General features: G+C 74.0%; 14 protein-coding genes. 11 read left to right on the plus strand and 3 right to left on the minus strand.

From position 1 onward, the window contains the following. Window positions 1-97 precede the first annotated feature (97 nt). The 5 genes from DDQ41_RS21245 to sucD all read left to right on the plus strand — a co-directional run bounded on the left by DDQ41_RS21245 (window position 98) and on the right by sucD (window position 7,825). Entirely contained in the window at window positions 98-1,270 is a 1,173-nt protein-coding gene (locus tag DDQ41_RS21245) for an ATP-binding protein (protein WP_245991036.1), read from the plus strand. Further along, the gene (locus tag DDQ41_RS21250) at window positions 1,267-3,738 is read left to right on the plus strand and encodes a DUF5682 family protein (protein ID WP_109295901.1); all 2,472 of its coding nucleotides are present in this window, start codon (window positions 1,267-1,269) and stop codon (window positions 3,736-3,738) included. The genes DDQ41_RS21245 and DDQ41_RS21250 overlap by 4 nt, the downstream gene beginning before the upstream one ends. Further along, on the plus strand, window positions 3,735-4,925 hold the full coding sequence (locus tag DDQ41_RS21255) for a VWA domain-containing protein (RefSeq protein WP_109295902.1): 1,191 nt from the start codon (window positions 3,735-3,737) through the stop codon (window positions 4,923-4,925). Before DDQ41_RS21250 ends, DDQ41_RS21255 begins: the two co-directional genes overlap by 4 nt. 819 nt (window positions 4,926-5,744) lie before the next feature. Beyond that, a complete protein-coding gene (sucC, locus tag DDQ41_RS21260; RefSeq protein WP_109295903.1) occupies window positions 5,745-6,920 on the plus strand; it encodes an ADP-forming succinate--CoA ligase subunit beta in 1,176 nt (391 codons plus the stop codon). Window positions 6,921-6,940: 20 nt separating this feature from the next. Further along, the gene (gene sucD, locus DDQ41_RS21265) at window positions 6,941-7,825 is read left to right on the plus strand and encodes a succinate--CoA ligase subunit alpha (protein WP_109295904.1); all 885 of its coding nucleotides are present in this window, start codon (window positions 6,941-6,943) and stop codon (window positions 7,823-7,825) included. 327 nt (window positions 7,826-8,152) lie between these two features. On the opposite strand, the gene DDQ41_RS33070 is transcribed toward sucD, so the two are convergent. Further along, on the minus strand, window positions 8,153-10,156 hold the full coding sequence (locus tag DDQ41_RS33070; RefSeq protein ID WP_394342152.1) for a sigma factor-like helix-turn-helix DNA-binding protein: 2,004 nt from the start codon (window positions 10,154-10,156) through the stop codon (window positions 8,153-8,155). Window positions 10,157-10,272: 116 nt separating this feature from the next. Between DDQ41_RS33070 and DDQ41_RS21280 the strand changes: the two genes are divergently transcribed. Further along, on the plus strand, window positions 10,273-12,621 hold the full coding sequence (locus DDQ41_RS21280; RefSeq protein WP_109295905.1) for a cell division protein PerM: 2,349 nt from the start codon (window positions 10,273-10,275) through the stop codon (window positions 12,619-12,621). Window positions 12,622-12,935: 314 nt separating this feature from the next. On the opposite strand, the gene DDQ41_RS21285 is transcribed toward DDQ41_RS21280, so the two are convergent. Beyond that, window positions 12,936-13,754: a hypothetical protein gene (locus DDQ41_RS21285; RefSeq protein ID WP_109295906.1), complete on the minus strand. Its 819-nt coding sequence runs from the start codon at window positions 13,752-13,754 to the stop codon at window positions 12,936-12,938. Between the two features lie 227 nt (window positions 13,755-13,981). Between DDQ41_RS21285 and purN the strand changes: the two genes are divergently transcribed. Both purN and purH read left to right on the plus strand, forming a co-directional pair. Beyond that, complete coding sequence (gene purN / locus DDQ41_RS21290; RefSeq protein ID WP_109295907.1) at window positions 13,982-14,599, plus strand: phosphoribosylglycinamide formyltransferase; 618 nt, start codon at window positions 13,982-13,984, stop codon at window positions 14,597-14,599. Further along, a complete protein-coding gene (gene purH / locus DDQ41_RS21295) occupies window positions 14,586-16,166 on the plus strand; it encodes a bifunctional phosphoribosylaminoimidazolecarboxamide formyltransferase/IMP cyclohydrolase (RefSeq protein ID WP_109295908.1) in 1,581 nt (526 codons plus the stop codon). Before purN ends, purH begins: the two co-directional genes overlap by 14 nt. Before the next feature lie 404 nt (window positions 16,167-16,570). On the opposite strand, the gene DDQ41_RS21305 is transcribed toward purH, so the two are convergent. Further along, window positions 16,571-17,152, minus strand: a complete 582-nt coding sequence (locus DDQ41_RS21305; RefSeq protein ID WP_109295910.1) for a hypothetical protein — start codon at window positions 17,150-17,152, stop codon at window positions 16,571-16,573. A gap of 455 nt (window positions 17,153-17,607) precedes the next feature. Between DDQ41_RS21305 and DDQ41_RS21310 the strand changes: the two genes are divergently transcribed. From DDQ41_RS21310 to DDQ41_RS21320, 3 genes are all read left to right on the plus strand, one after another. Beyond that, window positions 17,608-18,465, plus strand: coding sequence for a bifunctional methylenetetrahydrofolate dehydrogenase/methenyltetrahydrofolate cyclohydrolase (locus DDQ41_RS21310; RefSeq protein ID WP_109295911.1), 858 nt, complete (start codon window positions 17,608-17,610; stop codon window positions 18,463-18,465). A gap of 602 nt (window positions 18,466-19,067) precedes the next feature. Then, a complete protein-coding gene (locus DDQ41_RS33075) occupies window positions 19,068-19,484 on the plus strand; it encodes a DUF3017 domain-containing protein (RefSeq protein WP_373995438.1) in 417 nt (138 codons plus the stop codon). Window positions 19,485-20,166: 682 nt separating this feature from the next. Continuing rightward, window positions 20,167-21,195 carry an XRE family transcriptional regulator gene (locus DDQ41_RS21320; RefSeq protein ID WP_109295913.1) on the plus strand — a complete coding sequence of 343 codons (1,029 nt, stop codon included), beginning with the start codon at window positions 20,167-20,169 and terminating at the stop codon, window positions 21,193-21,195. Window positions 21,196-21,216 lie beyond the last annotated feature (21 nt).

A 21,216-nucleotide genomic window follows, 5' to 3' on the forward strand; every position in this document is an offset into this window, starting at 1 on the left:
GGCACTGACAATCGCCTCCCACCTGCGTGAACGGGCTGTTGTCAGTGCCGTGGTGCACGGTGGGAACGTATTCGGCAGGCGATCCGGAGGGGGATCCATGACCGTGCCCGGAACCGGAGCGGAAACCGGAGCAGAGGATGCCGGAGCAGACGGAGCCGGAGCGGTGACCGGAGCCGGCACCGGCACCGGCACCGAAGTCCTGCGCCCGCACGCGGAGGACGCCTTCGCCGGCGAACTCGGGGCGCTGGCCCGGGCCGACGACCGGCCCCGCCCCGCCCGCTGGCGGTTGTCGCCATGGGCGGTGGCCACCTATCTGCTCGGCGGCGCACTGCCCGACGGCACGGTGATCACCCCGAAGTACGTGGGACCGCGCCGGATCGTCGAGGTCGCCGTCTCGACGCTCGCCACCGACCGCGCGCTGCTCCTCCTCGGTGTGCCCGGCACGGCCAAGACGTGGCTTTCGGAGCATCTGGCCGCGGCGGTCAGCGGCGACTCCACCCTGCTGGTGCAGGGCACCGCGGGCACACCGGAGGAGGCGTTCCGGTACGGGTGGAACTACGCGCGGCTGCTCGCCCACGGTCCCGGCCGCGACGCCCTCGTGCCCGGCCCGGTGATGCGGGCGATGTCCGAGGGCATGACCGCACGGGTCGAGGAACTCACCCGCATCCCCGCGGACGTGCAGGACTCGCTCATCACGGTCCTGTCCGAGAAGACCCTGCCGATCCCGGAGCTGGGGCAGGAGGTCCAGGCGGTCCGCGGGTTCAACCTCATCGCCACCGCCAACGACCGCGACCGCGGCGTCAACGACCTGTCGAGCGCGCTGCGCCGCCGGTTCGGCACCGTGGTGCTGCCGCTGCCCGCGACGGCCGAGGCGGAGGTCGACATAGTGTCCCGGCGCGTCGGCCAGATGGGGCGTTCGCTGGACCTGCCCCCCGCGCCGGAGGGCATCGACGAGATCCGCCGGGTCGTCACCGTCTTCCGCGAACTGCGGGACGGTGTCACGTCGGACGGGCGCACCAGGCTCAAGTCGCCCTCGGGGACCCTCTCCACCGCGGAGGCGATCTCCGTCGTCACCAACGGGCTGGCGCTCGCCGCGCACTTCGGCGACGGAGTGCTGCGGTCCGGAGACGTGGCGGCGGGCATCCACGGAGCCGTCGTCCGGGACCAGGCCGCCGACCGGGTGGTCTGGCAGGAGTACCTGGAGACGGTGGTCCGCGAGCGGGACGGCTGGAAGGACTTCTACCGGGCCTGCCGGGAGGTGAGCGCATGACGGGGCGGACGGAGTCCCCGCCCCGGGCGCCCGGCGGCGCGGGACACCCGGACCGGGTGTGGCCCTGCGACGGGCCCCTGGTGCTCGGCGTGCGGCACCACGGGCCGGGCTCGGCCAGAGCGGTGCTGGCCGCGCTGGACGCGGCGGAGCCGGGGGCCGTACTGATCGAAGGCCCCCCTGAGGCGGACGCGCTGCTGCCGCTCGCCGCCGACGCCGGGATGGTGCCGCCCGTGGCCCTGCTGGCCCATGCGGTGGACGACCCGGGGCGCGCGGCCTTCTGGCCGTTCGCCGGGTTCTCCCCGGAGTGGGTGGCGCTTCGCTGGGCGCTGGCCCACGACGCGGCGGTGCGGTTCATCGACCTGCCCGCCGCCCACACCCTGGCCGCCGACCCCTCATGGGGCGACGAGGCGGACGCCGCTCCCGGTGCCGAGCCGCTGCCGCGTGCCGACCCGATCGGCGCGCTCGCCGAAGCCGCCGGGTACGACGACCCGGAGCGCTGGTGGGAGGACGTGGTCGAGCACCGCACCGGCCCGGGCGGGACGGGAAGCCCGGGCGGGACGGGAAGTGCCGGCGGGACGGGAAGCGCGGGCGGGACGGGGAGTGCCGGCGGGACGGGAAGCACGGGCGGGACGGGAAGCGCGGGCCCGGCGGGTCGCGTTCTCGCACCGTTCGCCGCCGTCGGGGAGGCGATGGCCGCCCTCCGCGAGCGGTACGGCCACGGAGGCCGTCCCCGGGACCTCGTCCGCGAGGCCCATATGCGGATCCGGCTGCGGGCGGCACGGCGGGAGTTCGGGGACGAGGTGGCAGTCGTCTGCGGCGCCTGGCACGTGCCGGCGTTGACGGCCCCGTCCACCGCCGCGGCGGACCGCGCCCTGCTGAAGGGCCTGCCGAGAGTCAGGACCGAGGTGACCTGGGTGCCCTGGACCCACCGCAGGCTCGCCCGCCGCGGGGCACCCCCGGGGCCGGGCTCCGCGGGAGGATACGGGGCGGGTGTCGAGGCACCGGGCTGGTACGCCCATCTGTTCGACGCCCCCGACCGGCCCGTGGAGCGCTGGATCACCAGGGCGGCCGGGCTGCTCAGGGACGAGGACCGGATGGTGTCCTCGGCCCATGTCATCGAGGCCGTCCGGCTGGCCCGGACCCTCGCGGCCCTGCGCGACCGCCCGCTCGCCGGGCTCGGGGAGACGACCGACGCGATCCGGGCCGTGATGTGCGACGGCTCGGACGTCGCCCTCGCGCTGGTGCACGACAGGCTCACCATCGGGGACGTTCTCGGCGAGGTCCCGGACGCGGCCCCCGCGGTGCCGATGCAGCGCGATCTGGCCCGCCTCCAGCGCAGCCTGCGGCTCCGACCCGAGCCGTCCGAGCGGGAGCTGGAACTCGACCTGCGCAAGGACAACGACGCCGCCCGCAGCCGGCTGCTGCACCGGCTGCGGCTCCTCGGTGTCGGCTGGGGGCGCCCGGAGGCGGGCCGCGGCTCGACCGGCACGTTCCGGGAGACCTGGCGGCTGCGCTGGGAGCCCGAGCTGCACGTCCGGGTCGCCGAGGCGGGTGTCTGGGGGACCACCGTGCTCTCCGCGGCCACCGCCAAGGCGGAGTCGGAGGCGGCATCGGCGACCGCCCTGGCCGACGTCACCGCCCTGGCCGAGCGGTGTCTGCTCGCCGGACTCCCCGCGGCCCTCCCGGTGGTGATGCGGGCGGTCGCCGACCGGGCCGCGCTGGACGCGGATGCGGGCCGTCTCGCCGAGGCCCTGCCCGCGCTCGCCCGCTCGCTCCGGTACGGGGACGTACGTGCGACGGACACCGCGGCGCTCGGTGAGGTGGCCACCGGACTCGCGGAGCGCGTCTGCGTCGCCCTGCCGCCCGTGTGCGCCGGGCTCGACGCCGACGCCGCGGCCCGGATGCGCGACCGGCTCGACGGAGTCCACCGCGCGATCGCACTGCTGCCGCAGGCGGCGGGGTTGGGCGGGCGCTGGGCGGACGCGCTGCGCGGAATCGTCCGGCGGGACACCGTGCCCGGGCTGATACGGGGCCGTTCGGCCAGGCTGCTGCTGGACGACGGACGTCTCGAGGAGGAGGCGGCGGCCCGGCTGATGGGCCTGGCCCTCTCGCCCGGTACCCCGCCCTCCGACGCGGCAGCGTGGATCGAGGGCTTCCTCGGCGGCGCGTCGGGAGGTGGGATGCTCCTCGTCCACGACGAGCGCCTCCGCGGCCTCGTCGACGCCTGGCTGACCTCGGTCCCGGCCGGCGCGTTCACGGCCGTCCTCCCGCTGCTGCGCCGCACGTTCTCGGCGTACGAGGCCGGTGTGCGCCGCACCCTCGGGGAACTGATACGGACGGGGCGCGCGGCCTCGGGGCCGGTGGGGGAGGGGGCCGGGGCGCCCGGCTTCGGGGCCGGGCTCGACGAGCGGCGGGCCGACGCGGTGCTGCCCGTGCTGCGGCTCATTCTGGAGGGGGAGCGGGTGTGAGCGGGACGGAGGCGGCGGCGGGCGCCGCGGGAGCGGGGACGGCGCCCGACGAGAGGCTGCGGCGCTGGCGGCTGGTGCTCGGCGGAGGGCCGGCGGAGGGCACGGGCCGCACACTGACGGGACCGGACCGGGCCATGGACGGTGCGCTCGCCTCGCTCTACGGAAGCTGCGACGGCAAGGAGCAGGGCAGCGGCGGACGTTCGGCCGGGCCGGCGGGCTCCGCGCCCTCCGTCGTCCGCTGGCTGGGCGACATCCGTACGTACTTCCCGAGTTCCGTCGTCCAGGTCATGCAGCGGGACGCCGTCGACCGGCTCGGGCTGTCCGCGCTGCTGCTGGAACCCGAGATGCTGGAGGCCGTCGAGGCCGACGTCCATCTGGTCGGCACGCTGCTGTCGCTCGGAGAGGCGATACCGGAGACCACGAGGGAGACCGCTCGCGCCGTCGTCCGCAAGGTCGTCGGGGAGCTGGGGAAGCGGCTGGCGACACACACCCGCGCCACGCTCACCGGCGCGCTCGACCGCGGCGCGCGCGTCGGCCGGCCCCGGCACCGGGACATCGACTGGGACCGCACGATCCGGGCGAACCTCGGCAACTACCTTCCCGAGTACGCCACGGTGGTGCCCGAGCGGCTCATCGGGCACGGCCGAGCCGCCCGCTCCGTGCGCAAGGACGTCGTACTGTGCGTCGACCAGTCCGGGTCGATGGCGGCGTCCGTCGTCCACGCCTCGGTGTTCGGCGCGGTCCTCGCCTCCATACGGGCGATCACGACCCGGCTCGTCGTCTTCGACACCGCGGTCGCCGACCTGACGGACCTGCTTGACGACCCCGTCGACCTCCTGTTCGGCACCCGGCTCGGTGGCGGCACGGACATCGACCGCGCGCTCGCGTACTGCGAGTCGCGGATCACCCGGCCCGCCGACACCGTCGTCGTGCTGATCAGCGATCTCCACGAGGGCGGTGTACGCGGGGGGATGCTGAAGCGGGTCGCCTCGATGAAGGCGTCCGGTGTGCAGTTCATCGCCCTGCTCGCACTCTCGGACGAGGGGACGCCGGCGTACGACCGCGATCACGCGGCGGCGCTGGCGGCCCTGGGCGCACCCGCGTTCGCGTGCACGCCCGACCTGTTCCCCGACGTCATGGCGGCTGCGATCGAGAGGAGGCCGCTGCCGGTTCCGGCCGGCATATGAGCGCCCCGGCCCGGCGACCGGCCCGGCGACCGGCCGGTCGACCGGCCCGGCGACCGGCCCGCCGGGTGGTTCCTTCGCCGGGTGGTTCCGGGGGCCCACCGGTTGGTGCCAGGGCCCGTCGGGTGGTTCCGTGGCTCGTCGGGCTGCGCGCGGCCGCCGGGTTCGGGTCAGTGTGAGGACGGTCCGGCGTGCGCACCCGCTTCGGGTCCGAACGCGCTCGCGCCTCGTCGTCCAGGCGGTGTTCCGACGGCCGGTCCGGTGCCCGGGGGTGACCGTGCTCCGCGCCGTTCCCGGCCTGCCGGGAGGATCGCGTCCCGCCGGGTGGTGTAGGGGATCAGGACGGCGGAAGCCGCAGGTCGGAGACGGTGACTCGGCCGGATTGGATGTTCAACCCGTTTCAGCGGGACGCTTCGTGGGTTGCCGTCCCCACGGAGATCGCCATGGGCCTCGAACCGGAACGTGGAGCACTTGATCACCTACACCACTTCGCGGGGCACGACCGCCGGGAGGGCCGGGCCCGCGCGGACGCCCGGTCGCCGTGGGTCCTCGGTGCCGGACCGTGCCGGCATGCGGCCGCCCCGTAACCCCGGGTTCCCTGGTGCGCGCGATCTGTGACAGGTATCACCGCCCGGTTGTGATCCGTGATTTAGGGAGCCACGGCCCACGGGGATAACCTGCAAGGCGGACATGCCGCGTGCCCGGACACCGTGTACGCCTCCCCAGTGACCGCGCAGTCACGCTGCCCTTCGCGGCACGCCCATGCAGACAACGAACCGCGGATCACTACTGCGACGATGAGAAGCAAAGGGACGGACGCGCGTGGACCTGTTCGAGTACCAGGCGAGGGACCTCTTCGCCAAGCACGGTGTACCGGTGCTGGCCGGTGAAGTCATCGACACGCCTGAGGCGGCGCGCGAGGCGACCGAGCGACTGGGCGGCCGTTCGGTCGTCAAGGCGCAGGTGAAGGTCGGCGGCCGCGGCAAGGCCGGCGGTGTCAAGCTGGCCGCCACGCCGGACGAGGCCGTCGCCCGCGCGACGGACATCCTCGGCATGGACATCAAGGGCCACACGGTCCACAAGGTCATGATCGCCGAGACGGCTCCCGAGATCGCCGAGGAGTACTACGTCTCCTACCTGCTCGACCGCGCCAACCGCACCTTCCTGGCCATGGCCTCGGTCGCGGGCGGCATGGACATCGAGGAGGTCGCCGCGACGACCCCCGAGAAGCTCGCCAAGATCCCCGTCGACGCCAACGAGGGCGTCACCGCCGCGAAGGCCCGTGAGATCGTCGAGGCCGCGCAGTTCCCGGCCGACGTGGCCGAGCAGGTCGCCGAGATCCTCGTGACCCTGTGGAAGACCTTCGTCGCCGAGGACGCCCTCCTCGTCGAGGTCAACCCCCTCGCCAAGGTCGCCGACGGCCGCGTCATCGCGCTGGACGGCAAGGTGTCGCTGGACGCCAACGCCGAGTTCCGCCAGCCGGAGCACGAGGCGCTCGAGGACAAGGCCTCGGCCAACCCGCTCGAGGCCGCGGCCAAGGCCAAGGGCCTCAACTACGTCAAGCTCGACGGCGAGGTCGGCATCATCGGCAACGGCGCGGGCCTGGTCATGTCGACCCTCGACGTCGTCGCCTACGCGGGTGAGAAGCACAGCGGCGTCAAGCCCGCCAACTTCCTCGACATCGGCGGCGGCGCCTCCGCGGAGGTCATGGCCAACGGCCTGGAGATCATCCTCGGCGACCCGGACGTGAAGTCCGTCTTCGTCAACGTCTTCGGCGGCATCACCGCTTGCGACGCGGTCGCCAACGGCATCGTGCAGGCCCTGGAACTCCTCGAGGCCAAGGGCGAGGCCGTGACGAAGCCGCTGGTCGTGCGTCTCGACGGCAACAACGCGGAGCTGGGTCGCCAGATCCTCGCGGACCGCAACCACCCGCTCGTCGAGCGTGTGGACACCATGGACGGCGCGGCCGACAAGGCCGCCGAGCTGGCTGCGAAGTAAGGGACGAGGGACACCACACCATGGCTATCTTCCTCACCAAGGAATCCAAGGTCATCGTCCAGGGCATGACCGGCTCCGAGGGCCAGAAGCACACCAGGCGCATGCTGGCCTCCGGCACGAACGTCGTCGGTGGCGTCAACCCGCGCAAGGCGGGCACCACCGTCGACTTCGACGGGTCGGAGATCCCGGTCTTCGGGTCCGTCAAGGAGGCGGTCGAGCAGACCGGCGCCGACGTCACCGTCATCTTCGTGCCGGAGAAGTTCACCAAGGACGCGGTCATCGAGGCGATCGACGCCGAGATCGGTCTCGCCGTCGTGATCACCGAGGGCGTCGCGGTCCACGACACCGCGCAGTTCTGGGCACACGCCGGGGCCAAGGGCGGCAAGACCCGCATCATCGGCCCGAACTGCCCGGGCCTGATCACCCCCGGACAGTCCAACGCCGGCATCATCCCCGCCGACATCACCAAGCCCGGCCGCATCGGTCTCGTGTCCAAGTCCGGCACGCTGACCTACCAGATGATGTACGAGCTCCGCGACATCGGTTTCAGCTCCTGCGTGGGCATCGGCGGTGACCCGATCATCGGCACCACCCACATCGACGCCCTGGCGGCCTTCGAGGCCGACCCGGACACCGACCTGATCGTGATGATCGGCGAGATCGGCGGCGACGCCGAGGAGCGTGCCGCCGACTTCATCAAGGCCAACGTCACCAAGCCGGTCGTCGGCTATGTCGCCGGCTTCACCGCTCCGGAGGGCAAGACCATGGGCCACGCCGGCGCCATCGTCTCCGGCTCCTCCGGCACCGCTCAGGCCAAGAAGGAGGCCCTGGAGGCCGCGGGCGTGAAGGTCGGCAAGACCCCGACCGAGACCGCCGAGCTGGCACGGGAGATCCTGATCGGCTGATCCCGTCGGGGAGCGGCCGCGACGGCCGCCCCTGCGGGAAGGCGTGCGACTGGGCCCGCACCCCGGATCTCCGGGGTGCGGGCCCAGTCGCATCCCCCGCCGACCCCGGGAGCCCCTGCGCCGACGCCCGGGCTCACGTGACGTGAACTCGACGTCTGCGTCCCGCCTGCGTGACGTCTGCGTCCGGGCTTACGTCCGCGTCCGGGCCCGCGTCCGGGCTTACGTCCACGTTCGGGCTTACGTCCACGTTCGGGCTTACGTCCACGTTCGGGCTTACGTCCACGTTCGGGCTTACGCCCGCGTTCGGGCTTACGCCCGCGTCCGGGCTCAGCGGGCCAGTGGGACGAGGCGGGCCGGGCCCGCGGCGGGGTGGGAGCGGAGCTGGACGCGAAGGCGGTGGTCCTCCTTGGAGTACGGCTCCGGTCCGTGTCTCGGCGGCACTCCGCCGACCCGCTCACCGGGTGCCTGCGGCGGTTCGTAGTGATCCTCGGTGACGGCCATGGTGACGGCGGCGGCTCCCAGGATCAGCACGGTGAGTCCGATCGCGGCGCGCGTCCACAGCTCGGCACGGCGCTCGCTGCCGCCGCGCACGGAGTGGGCCGGGGAGAGCCGCGGCGTCGCCAGGTTCTCCACCAGATCGCTCAGCTCGTGCTGGAGCGCCTCCGGTTCGGCCAGTTCGGGGATCTGCTCGGCCATCGCGGCGCGGGCGTTCAGCAGCCGGTTCGCGGCGGCCGGTGTGCTCGCCTCCGTCTCGGCCGCGGTCTCCGGGAGGTCGAGGCCCAGGCCGTCGTACAGCAGCAGCGTGCGGCGGTACGACGGCGGCAGCCCGAGCAGGGCTTCGCGGAGCGTCCGCCCACCGGGGTACGCGACCGCGGCCGGACGGGCCGACGCGACCGGGTCCGGGCGGCGGTGGGCGCGGCGCAGACCGTGCCAGGGCGACAGTGCGTAGTCGTAGGCTGCCGCGCGTGCCCAGCCGCCGGGATCGCGGTCCACGGCGACCTCGGGCCAGCGCTGCCAGGCCAGGTGGAAGGCGCGTTCCACGGCCTCAAGCGAGAGTGACTCCCGCCCGGTGAGCAGCAGCGTCTGGCGGGCGAGGCCGGGGGCGGTGCGGTCGTACAGCTCGTCGAACGCCTGTTCCGCGGTGAGCGCGGCCCGGTCCCGGGCGGGGGGCGGGGCGGATTCCGGGGGTCCACCGGGGCGGGACGGCCCGGTGGGGCACGAAGTGCCGGAGGGCGGCGTGGGGCGGGCGGTTCCGGCCGACTCAGCGGGGCGCACTCGGCCGGCGGCCTTTCCCCGGCTCTGCTCCTGCTCCCGTCCCCGGCTCTGTTCCTGCTTCTGCCCTCGACTCTGCCCCTGCTCCCGTCCCCGGCTCTGTTCCTGCTTCTGCCCTCGGCTCTGCTCCTGCTCCCGTCCCCGGCTCTGTTCCTGCTTCTGCCCTCGACTCTGCCCCTGCTCCGGCTCTTGGCCCTGGCCCTGGCTCTGGCCATGGCGCTGTTCCCGGCCCGTGCGCCGGGCGCTTGCCGCCGACTCCTCACGCTTGCCTTTGCGTCCGCCGCCGGCCTTGCCTCCGCGTTCGCCTTCGCGCTGGGTTCCGCACCGGGCTTGGCGCGGTCCTTCGTACTGCTCGTCGGCGGCCCGGGCGAGAGCCGTCCCGGGGTACGGACGCGGGGGCTCCAGGGGAGGCGGCGGCACGGGGGCCCCGGACGGGTGGGCACCCGCCTGCCGGTAACCGGGCGCGGCGCTTCCGGCGCTGCTCTCGGCCGGTCCTCCGGTGGCGGCGGGGTCCGCGGTGGGGCCTCCGGCGGTGTGCTCCCCGGCCCGGGCGGGGCCTTTGTCGACGGGAGCCCCGGTGGCGGTGGTGCCGGTGCCCCCGGGCGCCGGGCCGGTCGCCGCGTTCCCGGCGGGTTCCGCTCGTCCGGGACGCCGGACGGCGCCGGGTCGGCCCTCCGGTGGGAGCGCGGGACGTCCCCACGGCTTCCGGCCCGCGTGCCCGGTCTCGCCCGCGTGCCCGGTCCGGCCCGCCTGCTCGGCCCCGCCCGCCCGCCCGGGCTGGTACGAGGAATCCGCGCCGTGGTCCTCGTCCGTGCCGGGCTTCCGGGGCGACGACTCGGCCTCGTATGCGGCGAGCAGCTTCGCGTACGCTTCGCGCTTGCGGCCGCGAGGATCACCGCGGCCCGTCTCCCAGGCCCTGACCGTCGCCTTGGTGACGCCCAGAACCTCCGCCAGCTCGGCCTCGGACAGCGCCTTGGCCTCGCGCAGTCTGCGGCGTTCCTTGGGCGGTGGCAACGGAGGAACGGCCTCTTCGGTGCTGTCCGCGGTGCTCTTCGTCATGAAGACCTCTCGGGGAGGGCGTAGCGAGCCGAAAAGTACATAAGAGTATTTTTAGCGACACAGCGAGCAATCTCCTGTTACGCGGATAAAGCGCGTGTCGTTGGCAGCATGGCCGGGTGAACCAGACGACCGATCGCGGCCCCGGCTCCGTGGCCGTGCAGGGTGGCCCTTCCGCAGCCGCGTTGGTGGCGGGCCTGATGCGCGGGGCGATCGCCGCGGGCCTCGGGCTCGGTGCGATCGCCGCACTCGTGACGGTGATGTGGATCAGCTCGCCCTACCCGGACAGTGGGCCCGAGGGAGCACTCCACGCCGCGGCCGCCCTGTGGCTGCTCGCCCACGGGACGGAGCTGATCAGAGTCGAGACCCTGTCCGAGGCGCCCGCGCCCGTCGGGCTCGTGCCACTGCTGCTCGCGGCGATGCCGGCCTTTCTGGTGTACCGGGCGGCGCGCGATGCCGTCGAGACGGCGGAAGGCTGGCGGCAGCCGTCAGCGAGCACCGCACTCATCGGGGTGAGCTGCGGATATCTGCTTGTGGCGGCCGGTGCGGTGCTCTACTCCGGAGGCGGCGAACTCGCCGCGGAACCCCTCAGCGCGCTGCTGCACGTACCTCCGCTGGTGGTGCTCATGGCCGGGGTGGGGGTGTGGACGGCGTACGGGCGCCGGGTCGGGCCGCTGCCCCCGTGGGTCCCCCGGGGGGTGCGGATCGCGCTGGCCCGCTCCTGGGCGATCGTGGCGTTGCGGGCCGCGGGGCTCGCGGTCGCGGTGCTGCTCGGCGGCGGAGCGCTGATCGTCGGCGCCTCGCTGGTGGGGCATGCGGACGCTGCGCAGGAGGCGTTCGCGCGACTCGCGCATGACTGGCAGGGCAGATTCGCGCTGCTGCTGCTCTTGCTGGCCCTGATGCCGAACGCGGCGGTCTGGGCGGCCTCGTACGGACTGGGCCCGGGTTTCGTGCTCGGCGCCGGGGCGACCGCCACCCCGCTGGGAATCGCGGGGACGCCGGCTCTGCCTCCCTTCCCGCTGCTCGCCGCGGTACCGCTCGACCGCGCGGGGGCTCCGGTGGGCCTTGCCACGGCGGTGCTGCCGGTCGCGGCGGGACTGGCGCTGGGCTGGTGCACGGCCCCGCGGGCGGAGTCCCCGGAGCCGGCTGCTGTACGGGCTGCGGGGGCCCGTGCCGCGACTGTCCCGGCGACAGTCCCGGCGACGGGGACGCCCGCCGGGGCGCCCGCCGGGGAGGCGCCGGTGAGCCGCCGTGCCACCGTGCTCACCGCGCTGCTGGCGGCGGTCGTGTGCGGGGCTCTGATGTCCCTTCTGGCCGCGGTGTCCGGCGGGGCGCTCGGTACGGGCGCCCTGGCCGCCCTCGGTCCCGTCTGGTGGCTCACGGGCCCGGCAGCGTTCCTCTGGACGGGCGCGGTGGGGGTACCGGTGGCCCTGGCGCTCCGCGTCTGGCGCTTCCGCGACGCCGACCGGCCGCTGAGGGTCCCCCGCTGGGAGGCCATCAAGCAGGCGTCGGGCGGTCTGATGGCGGCGATCCCGTCTCCGTCACCGGCCGTGTCGTCACCCGCCGTGTCGTCCTCGGTCTTGCCTTCCTCGGTCGCGTCGTCCCCGTCGGCGAGCCAGGCGGGTCCGGACTCCGCCCGTCCGGACCCGGCCGGTCGGGCCACTCCCGAGGCACCCGGCGAAGCCGCTTCCCCGACCGGAGCCGGGCTGGATCCGCCGGGGGCGGGCCTCCTGCCCGGTGCCGACGTCTTCCACGACGAGGCCGGCCCGAACGGCTTCACCGGCCTCACCGACCCGACCGGATCAAGCGGCCCGACCGGATCAAGCGGCCTGATCGGATCAAGCGATCCCACCGAATCGAGCGGCCCGACCGGATCAAGCAGCCCGACCGGATCAAGCGGCTCGACCGGCCCGGCCATTCCCGGTGGGTCGATCCGCGCGCCCCGTCCGACCTCCGCGACAGTCCCCGAGCCGTCCCCGGCCGTGCCCAAGGAACCGGACGCGGGCCTGTTTCCCCGGCTCGCGATGCCCGTCGGAGGCCCCGGAACCAACGGGGGCGCCTCGGGCGACCTTCCGCTCGTCCTCGCGAAGTCCGGCCGGGCACTGGCAGGGCCGGGCGCGGTATCCGCCGGGCCGGGCCGGGAGGCGGCTCCGTCGCCTGGCCACCCGGGCACCGCCCCGGAGACCCCGGCTGAAACCGCGTCGGGAGCGCCCGCGCCCGCACCGGATCCCGGAGCGGGCAGCTCCGTAGAAGCCGTACCCGGTCCCGGCGGTGACCCAGCGGGACTCCGGGCACCTGCGTCCGGCCCGGTAGGCCCGGTAGGCGGCAGCGGACTCGGCGACTGGCAGGGTGTCTCCGGCACGCGGACGCAGGGGCCCGACCGTTCCGTACCCCCCGTGGAACCACGCGCTGAGGACGCGCCCCCGGGCGGCGACGCCGCACCGTTGCGGGAACCCGACGCACTGTGACAGGTGCCCACGGGCGACCGCGTCCGCACCTCCCGCGCGGGCGGCCGTGCCGGCCTGTCCGGACCGGAGCGCCTGGGATCGACCGGGCATCGATGCGGTCGACCTGCCGACCGCATCGATGCCCGGTGGATCTCCAGTGGATCGATCGGATCGATCGGATCGATTGGATCGATTGGATCGATGTCCGGTGGACCGGCGGAAACCGGACCGGGCCGGGCGGTCGGCCGTGACATCCGCACAGACCGGGGGTGTCCCCGTCCCACCGGTGTGGTTGCCGCTCCCGCCGGCGCGGTTGCCTTCCCTCCGGCGCCCGGCTACTCCTTGACGCCGATGACCCCGCGCAGCGGCTCCGGCAGCAGGTTGTTGCAGGACACCTGGCCGGCGTTGGTCAGCGAGTCGGACACACAGGTGTAGAAGTCGCGGTAGACCAGCTGCATCGTGAACGTCATCGCCACGATCGTGAGCGCGACCACGGCCATCACCAGTCCGCTCACCGCGGCCGTCACCTGCGGCCGGCCGGCCGGCTGTCCCGGGGCCCCCGGCGACGGAGTGGCCTGGGGCGCCGCCGCTCCCTGTCCAGGGCGGCGGGACTTGGCGCGCAGTGAGCTGCCGCCCCAGTAGATCGCCAGTGCCCCGAGGAGCAGGGCGATCTCGGGGAAGTCGAAGAGGGCGAAGAAGAAGGCCCACATCCCGCCGAGCAGTGCGTACCGGGCGCGGCGCTGCACCGGGTCCGTCGGGTCCCAGCGCAGGCCGGTGCCCTGGCCGGGGCCCTTCTCCGGGCCGCCCTGGCCGCCGCCGCTTCCGCCCTCGCCGCCCGACCGGCCGCCGAAGCCGCCCTGGGAACGGCCGGGCTGGCGGCTGCTCCACTTGCCGCCCCGGGAGCCACGTCCCTCGCCGCGCTCGCCGTCGTCATCCGGACCGCGCCCTTCCCGGCCCGACGAGGAGTCGTCCTCCGCCCCGTGCCTCGGGTGCCACGGCCGGTCCGGTGACCCCTCCGGCGGAGGTGCGAACGGATTGCTCCCGTCCTTGGGTGATTCCGTGGGCTCCGCGGACTGGCGTTCCCGCAGCAGCAGGGAGCCCCGCTCGGCGGAGAGCGGGGGGCGGAGTGCCGTGCGGCGGCGACGGTCCGGCATGGTGGTGAACTTCTTCCCCTCTTGTACCTCGGTACGCGGGTACTCCGTCTGGGGACGGGCCCTGCCCCCAGACGCTACCTCCCGGCCAGGCCCCCGTCCCGCGGGGGCCGCTCGGTGTGCCGGTATCGTTGCCGACGGTCGACGGCTTCGTAGAGTTCCCCCATCGCCGGACTCATTTCATTCGTACGACCATACAAACAGGAACCGCAACGCGAAAAGAGTCCCCCGTGGCTGCCGCCCGCCTCGTCGTCCTGGTCTCCGGATCCGGCACCAATCTCCAGGCGCTGCTCGACGCCATCGGCGGCGATCCCGAGGGCTTCGGCGCCCGGATCGTCGCCGTGGGCGCGGACCGGGACGGCATCGCCGGTCTCGAGCGGGCCCGGGCCGCCGGGATTCCCACCTTCGTGTGCAGGGTCAAGGACCATCCGACCCGCGAGGAGTGGGACCGCGCGCTGGCCGGGGCCGCGGCCGCGTACGAGCCGGACCTCGTCGTCTCGGCCGGCTTCATGAAGATCGTCGGCAGGGACTTCCTCGCCCGCTTCGGCGGCCGGTTCGTGAACACGCACCCCGCCCTGCTGCCCAGTTTTCCCGGTGCCCACGGTGTGCGCGACGCGCTCGCGTACGGGGTGAAGGTCACCGGCTGCACCGTCCACTTCGTCGACGACGGCGTCGACACCGGACCGATCATCGCCCAGGGCGTGGTCGCGGTCCGCGGTGAGGACGACGAATCCGCTCTTCACGAGCGCATCAAGGAAGTCGAGCGCCAGTTGCTCGTCGAGGTCGTGGGGCGTCTGGCCCGCAACGGCTACCGCATTGAGGGACGAAAGGTTCATGTCGGTGAATAAGCCCATCCGTCGCGCGTTGGTCAGTGTCTACGACAAGACGGGGCTGGAGGAGCTCGCCCGAGGGCTCCACGAGGCCGGCGTCGAGCTCGTCTCCACCGGTTCCACCGCGGGGAGGATCGCCGCGGCGGGCGTCCCGGTGACCGGTGTGGAGGAGCTGACCGGCTTCCCCGAGTGCCTCGACGGCCGCGTCAAGACGCTGCACCCGCGCGTGCACGCCGGGATCCTCGCCGACCTCCGCCTCGACGCGCACCGCGAGCAGCTCGCGGAGCTGGGCGTGGAGCCGTTCGACCTGGTGGTCGTGAACCTGTACCCGTTCCGGGAGACGGTGGCCTCGGGGGCGAGCCCCGACGAGTGTGTCGAGCAGATCGACATCGGCGGCCCGTCGATGGTCCGCGCGGCCGCCAAGAACCACCCCTCGGTCGCGGTCGTCACCAGCCCGGCACGCTACGCCGACGTACTCACCGCGGTCACGGCGGGCGGCTTCGACCTCGCCGCGCGCAGGCGCCTCGCCGCCGAGGCGTTCCAGCACACGGCCGCGTACGACGTGGCCGTCGCGACCTGGTTCGCCTCCTCGTACGCCCCGGCCGGCACGGCGTCCGGCAGCGGTTCGGCCGCAGGCGCGCTCCCCGACTTCCTGGGCGCCGTCTACCACCGCTCGAAGGTCCTGCGCTACGGCGAGAACCCGCACCAGGACGCCGCTCTCTACGCCGCCGAGCAGGGGGGCGGGCTCGCCCAGGCCGAGCAGCTGCACGGCAAGGAGATGTCGTTCAACAACTACACCGACACGGAGGCGGCCCGCCGTGCCGCGTACGACCACGGTGAGCCGTGCGTGGCCGTCGTCAAGCACGCCAACCCGTGCGGCATCGCGGTCGGAGCCGATGTCGCCGAGGCGCACCGCAAGGCCCACGCCTGCGATCCGCTGTCGGCGTTCGGCGGGGTGATCGCGGTCAACCGCCCGGTGTCGGTGGCGATGGCCGAGCAGGTCGCCGAGATCTTCACCGAGGTCATCGTGGCCCCGGACTACGAGGACGGCGCCGTCGAGGTACTGGCCCGCAAGAAGAACATCCGTGTGCTGCGCTGCCCCGACGCCCCGTCAGAGCGCTGGGAGATCAAGCCGATCGACGGCGGAGCACTGCTCCAGGCCGCCGACCGCCTCCAGGCCGAGGGCGACGACCCGGCCGGCTGGACCCTCGCCACCGGTGAGCCGCTCCCGGCGGACGAACTCGCCGAACTCGCCTTCGCCTGGCGGGCCTGCCGGGCCGTCAAGTCCAACGCGATCCTCCTCGCCAAGGGCGGGGCGAGCGTGGGCGTCGGCATGGGCCAGGTCAACCGGGTCGACTCCGCGAGGCTCGCGGTCGAGCGGGCCGGTGAGGACCGGGCGGCCGGGGCCTACGCGGCGTCCGACGCGTTCTTCCCGTTCCCCGACGGGCTGGAGATCCTGACCGCGGCCGGCGTCAAGGCCGTGGTCCAGCCCGGTGGTTCGGTCCGAGACGAGCAGGTCGTCGAGGCGGCACGCAAGGCCGGCGTGACGATGTACTTCACGGGTACGCGTCACTTCTTCCACTGACACCGGTCCCGGAGTGTCCGGTCCCGGGGTGTCCGGTCTCGGGGGTCCGGTCCCGGGGTGTCCGGTTCCGGGGGTCCGGTCCCGGGGTGTCCGGTCCCGTCCGTGGTGCGGTGCTCGTGTCCCCGCCCCTCCCGGCGGAGGGGGCTGCGGCCGCTGCTTGTGCCGCGCGGGGTGCCGGGCGCCCCGCCGGGTGCGCGCCCTGCCGAAGGACGCCACCGCGCCACCGTGCCACCGCGCCACCGCGCCACCGCGCCACCGCGCCACCGCGCCACCGTGCCACCGCGCCGCGGGGCCGGGTGCGCGAAAGGGAAAGGCCGTGGCGCCCGCGGTCGAGCGAGCGTCACGGCCTGGAGTCGGCGGCTGGGCGAACGGGCCTCAGTACCACCTTCGGGGACGAACGAATCTCAGTACCGCGGGCGGTTGAACCACGCTGCTCCGTCGGCCTTGCCGACGAACACGGCGACGAGGACGGCGAGCACCGTGTGGACGAGGCCGACGAGGACGAAGGGGTAGATCCCGAGGACCGCCGTGATGACGCCGAAGACCAGGGCGGCGATCCGGATGCCGTTGCCGCCGTTGCCGAACTTGGCGCCGAGAACGATCGCGAACGCACCCCAGCCGAGTATGAGCAGTGTCACGAACCAGAGTCCGCCGGCCGACCAGTCGGCGATCTCCTGGAACTGGATGTCGTCCCGCAGTGTGGGGTCGCTCTTGGCCGCGCTGATGCCCACGGCGGTGAGCGCGGCGAAACCGGCGCCGAGCACCTGGAGGCCGCCGATGACGAAGAGCATCACGCGCGCGGCCTTCACGCCTCCCGGCATCTCCGTCATCAGCGCACCGGGGTAGCCGGCTCCGTAGGGGTGGACGGGCGGGGCCTGGGGATAGCCGTAACCGGGCTGGGGCGGCTGGTGCTTGCCCTGCGGGTAGCCGTAGTCCGGCCGGCCCTGCTGCTGGCCGTACGGGTTGTTCGGGTCGCCGAAGCTCATGGCGGGTTTCCTCCGTCGGGGTTCTGCGGGGACGACGCGGGCCTGACCGGAGGAACGTCACAGCCAACCAAGCGGTCTGCCCCCCGACACTGCCGCGACACTGCGGGGTTAATCGTGGTGTTGCCATCGACTTCTTGTCCAGTCGAAATGCGAACGTGTTGTGCGAGTGCAACCTTGTGTACCGCCGGGCGAGCCACGCGGCGGCATGCCGGGAGGATCCGGGCATGGCCGGTGCGAACTCCGCCGGCCCGTACCGTGGCGGGGCCCCGTACGGCGCCGGTGCCCCGTACCGTGCTGGTGCCCCGTACGGCGCCGGTGCCACGGACGCCGGTCCGCGCCGTGCGGCTGCCGCCCGCGCCGTGCCGCCGCCGCCCGCGCCGGCACGCGGGCGGCGCCCGGCCGCCCCGAGCGAACCTGATTGGAACCGGGGCGGGGTCATCCGCGAGGATGGGGGCATGACCGCCCAGATTCTCGATGGCAAGGCCACCGCGGCCGAGATCAAGTCCGAACTGGCCGCCCGGGTGGCGGCGCTCAAGGCGAGGGGAATCAGGCCCGGCCTCGGGACCGTCCTGGTCGGCGACGACGTCGGCAGCCGCAAGTACGTGGCCGGCAAGCACCGGGACTGCGCGGAGGTGGGCATCGGCTCCATCCAGCGCGAACTGCCGGAGACCGCCACTCAGGAGGAGATCGAGGCGGTCGTCCGCGAACTGAACGAGAACCCGGAGTGCACCGGCTACATCGTGCAGCTGCCGCTGCCGAAGGGCATCGACGAGAACCGGGTGCTGGAGCTGATCGACCCGGTGAAGGACGCGGACGGCCTGCACCCGACGAACCTGGGCCGCCTCGTGCTCAACGAGCCCGCACCGCTGCCGTGCACACCGAACGGCGTGATCCGGTTGCTGCGCCGGTACGAGGTGGAGCTGAACGGCGCACATGTGGTCGTGGTGGGCCGGGGCACCACCATCGGTCGCTCGCTGCCGCTGATGCTCACCCGCCGCTCCGAGAACTCCACGGTCACCCAGTGCCATACGGGGACGCGGGACCTCTCCTCGCATCTTCGCCAGGCCGACATCATCGTGGCCGCGGCGGGCTCGGGGCATCTGGTCCGTCCCGAGGACGTCAGGCCGGGGGCGGCCGTGCTGGACGTCGGCGTCAGCCGCGACGGCAACGGGAAGATCGTCGGCGACGTCCACCCGGATGTCGCGCAGGTCGCCGGCTGGCTCTCGCCCAACCCGGGCGGGGTCGGTCCGATGACCCGCGCCATGCTCCTCGTCAACGTCGTCGAGGCGGCCGAGCAGGCGGCCGCGGACTGAGATCCATGGACTCCCCCTCTTCCGGCGACCACGCCGACTCCGCTGCCGGCCGCCGACCGGCCCGACCGGCCCGACCGGCCCGTACGGCTAAGACGGCTAGGACGGCCAAGACGGACGGTACGGCCAGGACGGACGGTACGGCCAGGACGGACGGTACGGCCAGGACGGACGGTACGGCCAGGACGGACGGTACGGTCCGGGGCCCGCGGGACGTGCCGTCGGGTGCTCCGGGCACAGCCGGTACCGCCCCCTCGGCAAGCGGCGCCGACCGCACGGAGGACCGCACGATGAAGACGGACGGGGCCCGGCCCGAGGCGCCCGCCGAAACCGCGGCGCGGAACGGCGCGGGGCCCGCCCGGCGTGACGGAGGCGGCCCGGCCCGCTCCGCCCGTACCGGGGACCGTACGGCGTCGAACCGCTCGGCGGACGGCGAGAACCGTACGGCGTCCAACGGCCCGGCGAGTGCCGGGGGGCGTGCCGGGGCGAACGGACCGGCGAGCGGCGGGGAACGGGCGGCCGCATCCGGCGGCGCGGTGGATGCAGCCGGTGAGCCGGAACCGCCGAGCGGTTCCCGCCCGGGGTCCGCAGGAGACCCGGGAGGCGTGCGGGAGAGGGCCGCCGGCCGGTCGCGGCGCCCGCCCACCGTCACCCGCGACACCGCGCGCCCCGAGGGCGGCGGACGCGCAGCGCCCGGTGACGCGCCTGCTCCCGCACGTCAGTGGCCGCTGTTGACGGTGCTCGGGCTCGCGACCCTCGGTCTGCTGATCGTCGGTGCGGACCCGTTCGAGCAGGCCTTCAGGATCGGCACGATGCTCGTGGGCTCCGCCCTGCTCACCGGAGCGGCGCTGCGCCGGATGCTGCCGTCCGTGGGCATGCTGGCGGTGCGCTCGCGCTTCACCGACATGGTCACCTACGGCGTGCTCGGCACCGTCATCGTGCTGCTCGCCCTGATGGTCCAGCCGAGGCCGTGGCTGGAGGTCCCGTTTCTCGAGGAGGCGGTGCGCTTCACCGTGCGATAGGGCACCCGGGCGCACCGGCCCGGTCCGAGTGCGCGGGTCCCGCACCTCCCGGTGGGTGCGGAGACGTCTCCGCCCTGCCCGCGCGACCGCTGCGCGCAGCCCGCTCCGGCCCATGGCGGCCGGCCCAGGGCCGCCGGTCCGCACCGGCCGCTCGTCCGCGCCCGCCCGGGTGCCTGGTGCGCGGGTGCCTGGTGCGCGGTGACGCCGACCGCCGCGTATGAGGCGCCGGCCGGCGGGCGCGAGGCGGCGGCCGGTGGGCGCGCGGGTGACGGGCACCCCGACCTCGATATCACCGAGCACGGGCTCGGCGGCCGGCGGGCGTGCGGGTGACGGCGGCCGTCCCCTCCCCCGAGGAGGACGGACACCGCCGCCCGATTCAGGGTCATGCACGTGCCAAACAGTCACAAGGGAATTTCGGTGTCTGTGGCACGGAAGTGACCGTTCCGCCATGGTGTGATCGCCGGGCAGCGGATGCGAGACTGAGGCCGGCTTTCGGAACGGCGGCGCACAGCGGGTTACGGCATCGTCCCGAATGCCCCCGTGCGCCCCGGAGCCAGGAACTGTCATCCTGGCTTCGCGCATCCCTCCGGGTAGTCCACAGGACGCGGACCCGTAGGCGTGGCGGGGGGCACCACGGCGCGGGGCACATCAGGCACGTATTTCGGGGGACAAGGGGGAGGCAATGCCTCGTTGGAAGGCGCTACCGGAAGAACTCGATCCGCAGGTCAGGGAGTTCGCGGGCCAGTTGCGCAGGCTCGTCGACCGCAGCGGGCTGAGCATCGCCGCGCTCTCGGACCGCACCGGATACAGCAAGACGTCGTGGGAGCGCTTTCTGAACGGACGGCTCCTCGCGCCCAAGGGCGCGATCGTCGCCCTGGCCGAGGTCACCGGCACCAACCCGATCCACCTCACCACCATGTGGGAGCTGGCCGAGCGCGCCTGGAGCCGCGCCGAGATGCGCCACGACATGACGATGGAGGCCATACGGATATCCCAGGCGCGGGCCGCTCTGGGTGAGTCCGGCCCGAACGGGCCGGCCGCCCCGTCCGGCCGCGGCGCCGGGCTGACCACCGCCCTGCCGGGCGGGGATGGCCCGCGCGAGCGGCCTCGGGTGCCCACCCAGCCGAGCAGCGGGTCGGGACGGGCCGCCGGGCGCCGGTCGGACACCCCGCACGCCGGTGCCCCGTCCGGCGGCCCTGGCCGGGGGCGGGGACGGGGCAGGGCGGCGGTGTTCGTGGCGGGGCTCGTCGGCGCGCTGCTGGTGATCGCGGCCGCGGTGCTGCTGACCGACCTCGGCGGGGCCGGCGACGAGCCGGGGGCCGACGTCGCCAAGTCGCCCTCCGCGGCGCCCGAGACCAGCGAGCCGGCGCTGCCCGTGGGGGTGAAGTGCTTCGGCCCCGACTGCACGGGCCAGGACCCGGAGAGCATGGGGTGCGGCGGACAGTTCGCCACGACCGCCTCCAGGACGACCGTCGGCACCGCCCTCGTCGAGGTGCGCTACAGCAGTACGTGCGGGGCCGCGTGGGCGCGGATCACCCAGGCGACACCGGGTGACAAGGTGCGGATCAGCGCCGGTGGCGAGAGCGGGGACGGACTCGTCAACGCGGACAAGGACGCCTACACCCCGATGGTCGCCGTGGCCGCCGAGTCCGAGGCGAAGGCGTGCGCCACGCTGATGACGGGGGACGAGGGGTGCACGACGGAGCAGTAGCGCGCTCCAGTGAGCCGCACC

Source organism: Streptomyces spongiicola, from assembly GCF_003122365.1.
Classification (GTDB): Bacteria; Actinomycetota; Actinomycetes; order Streptomycetales; family Streptomycetaceae; genus Streptomyces; species Streptomyces spongiicola.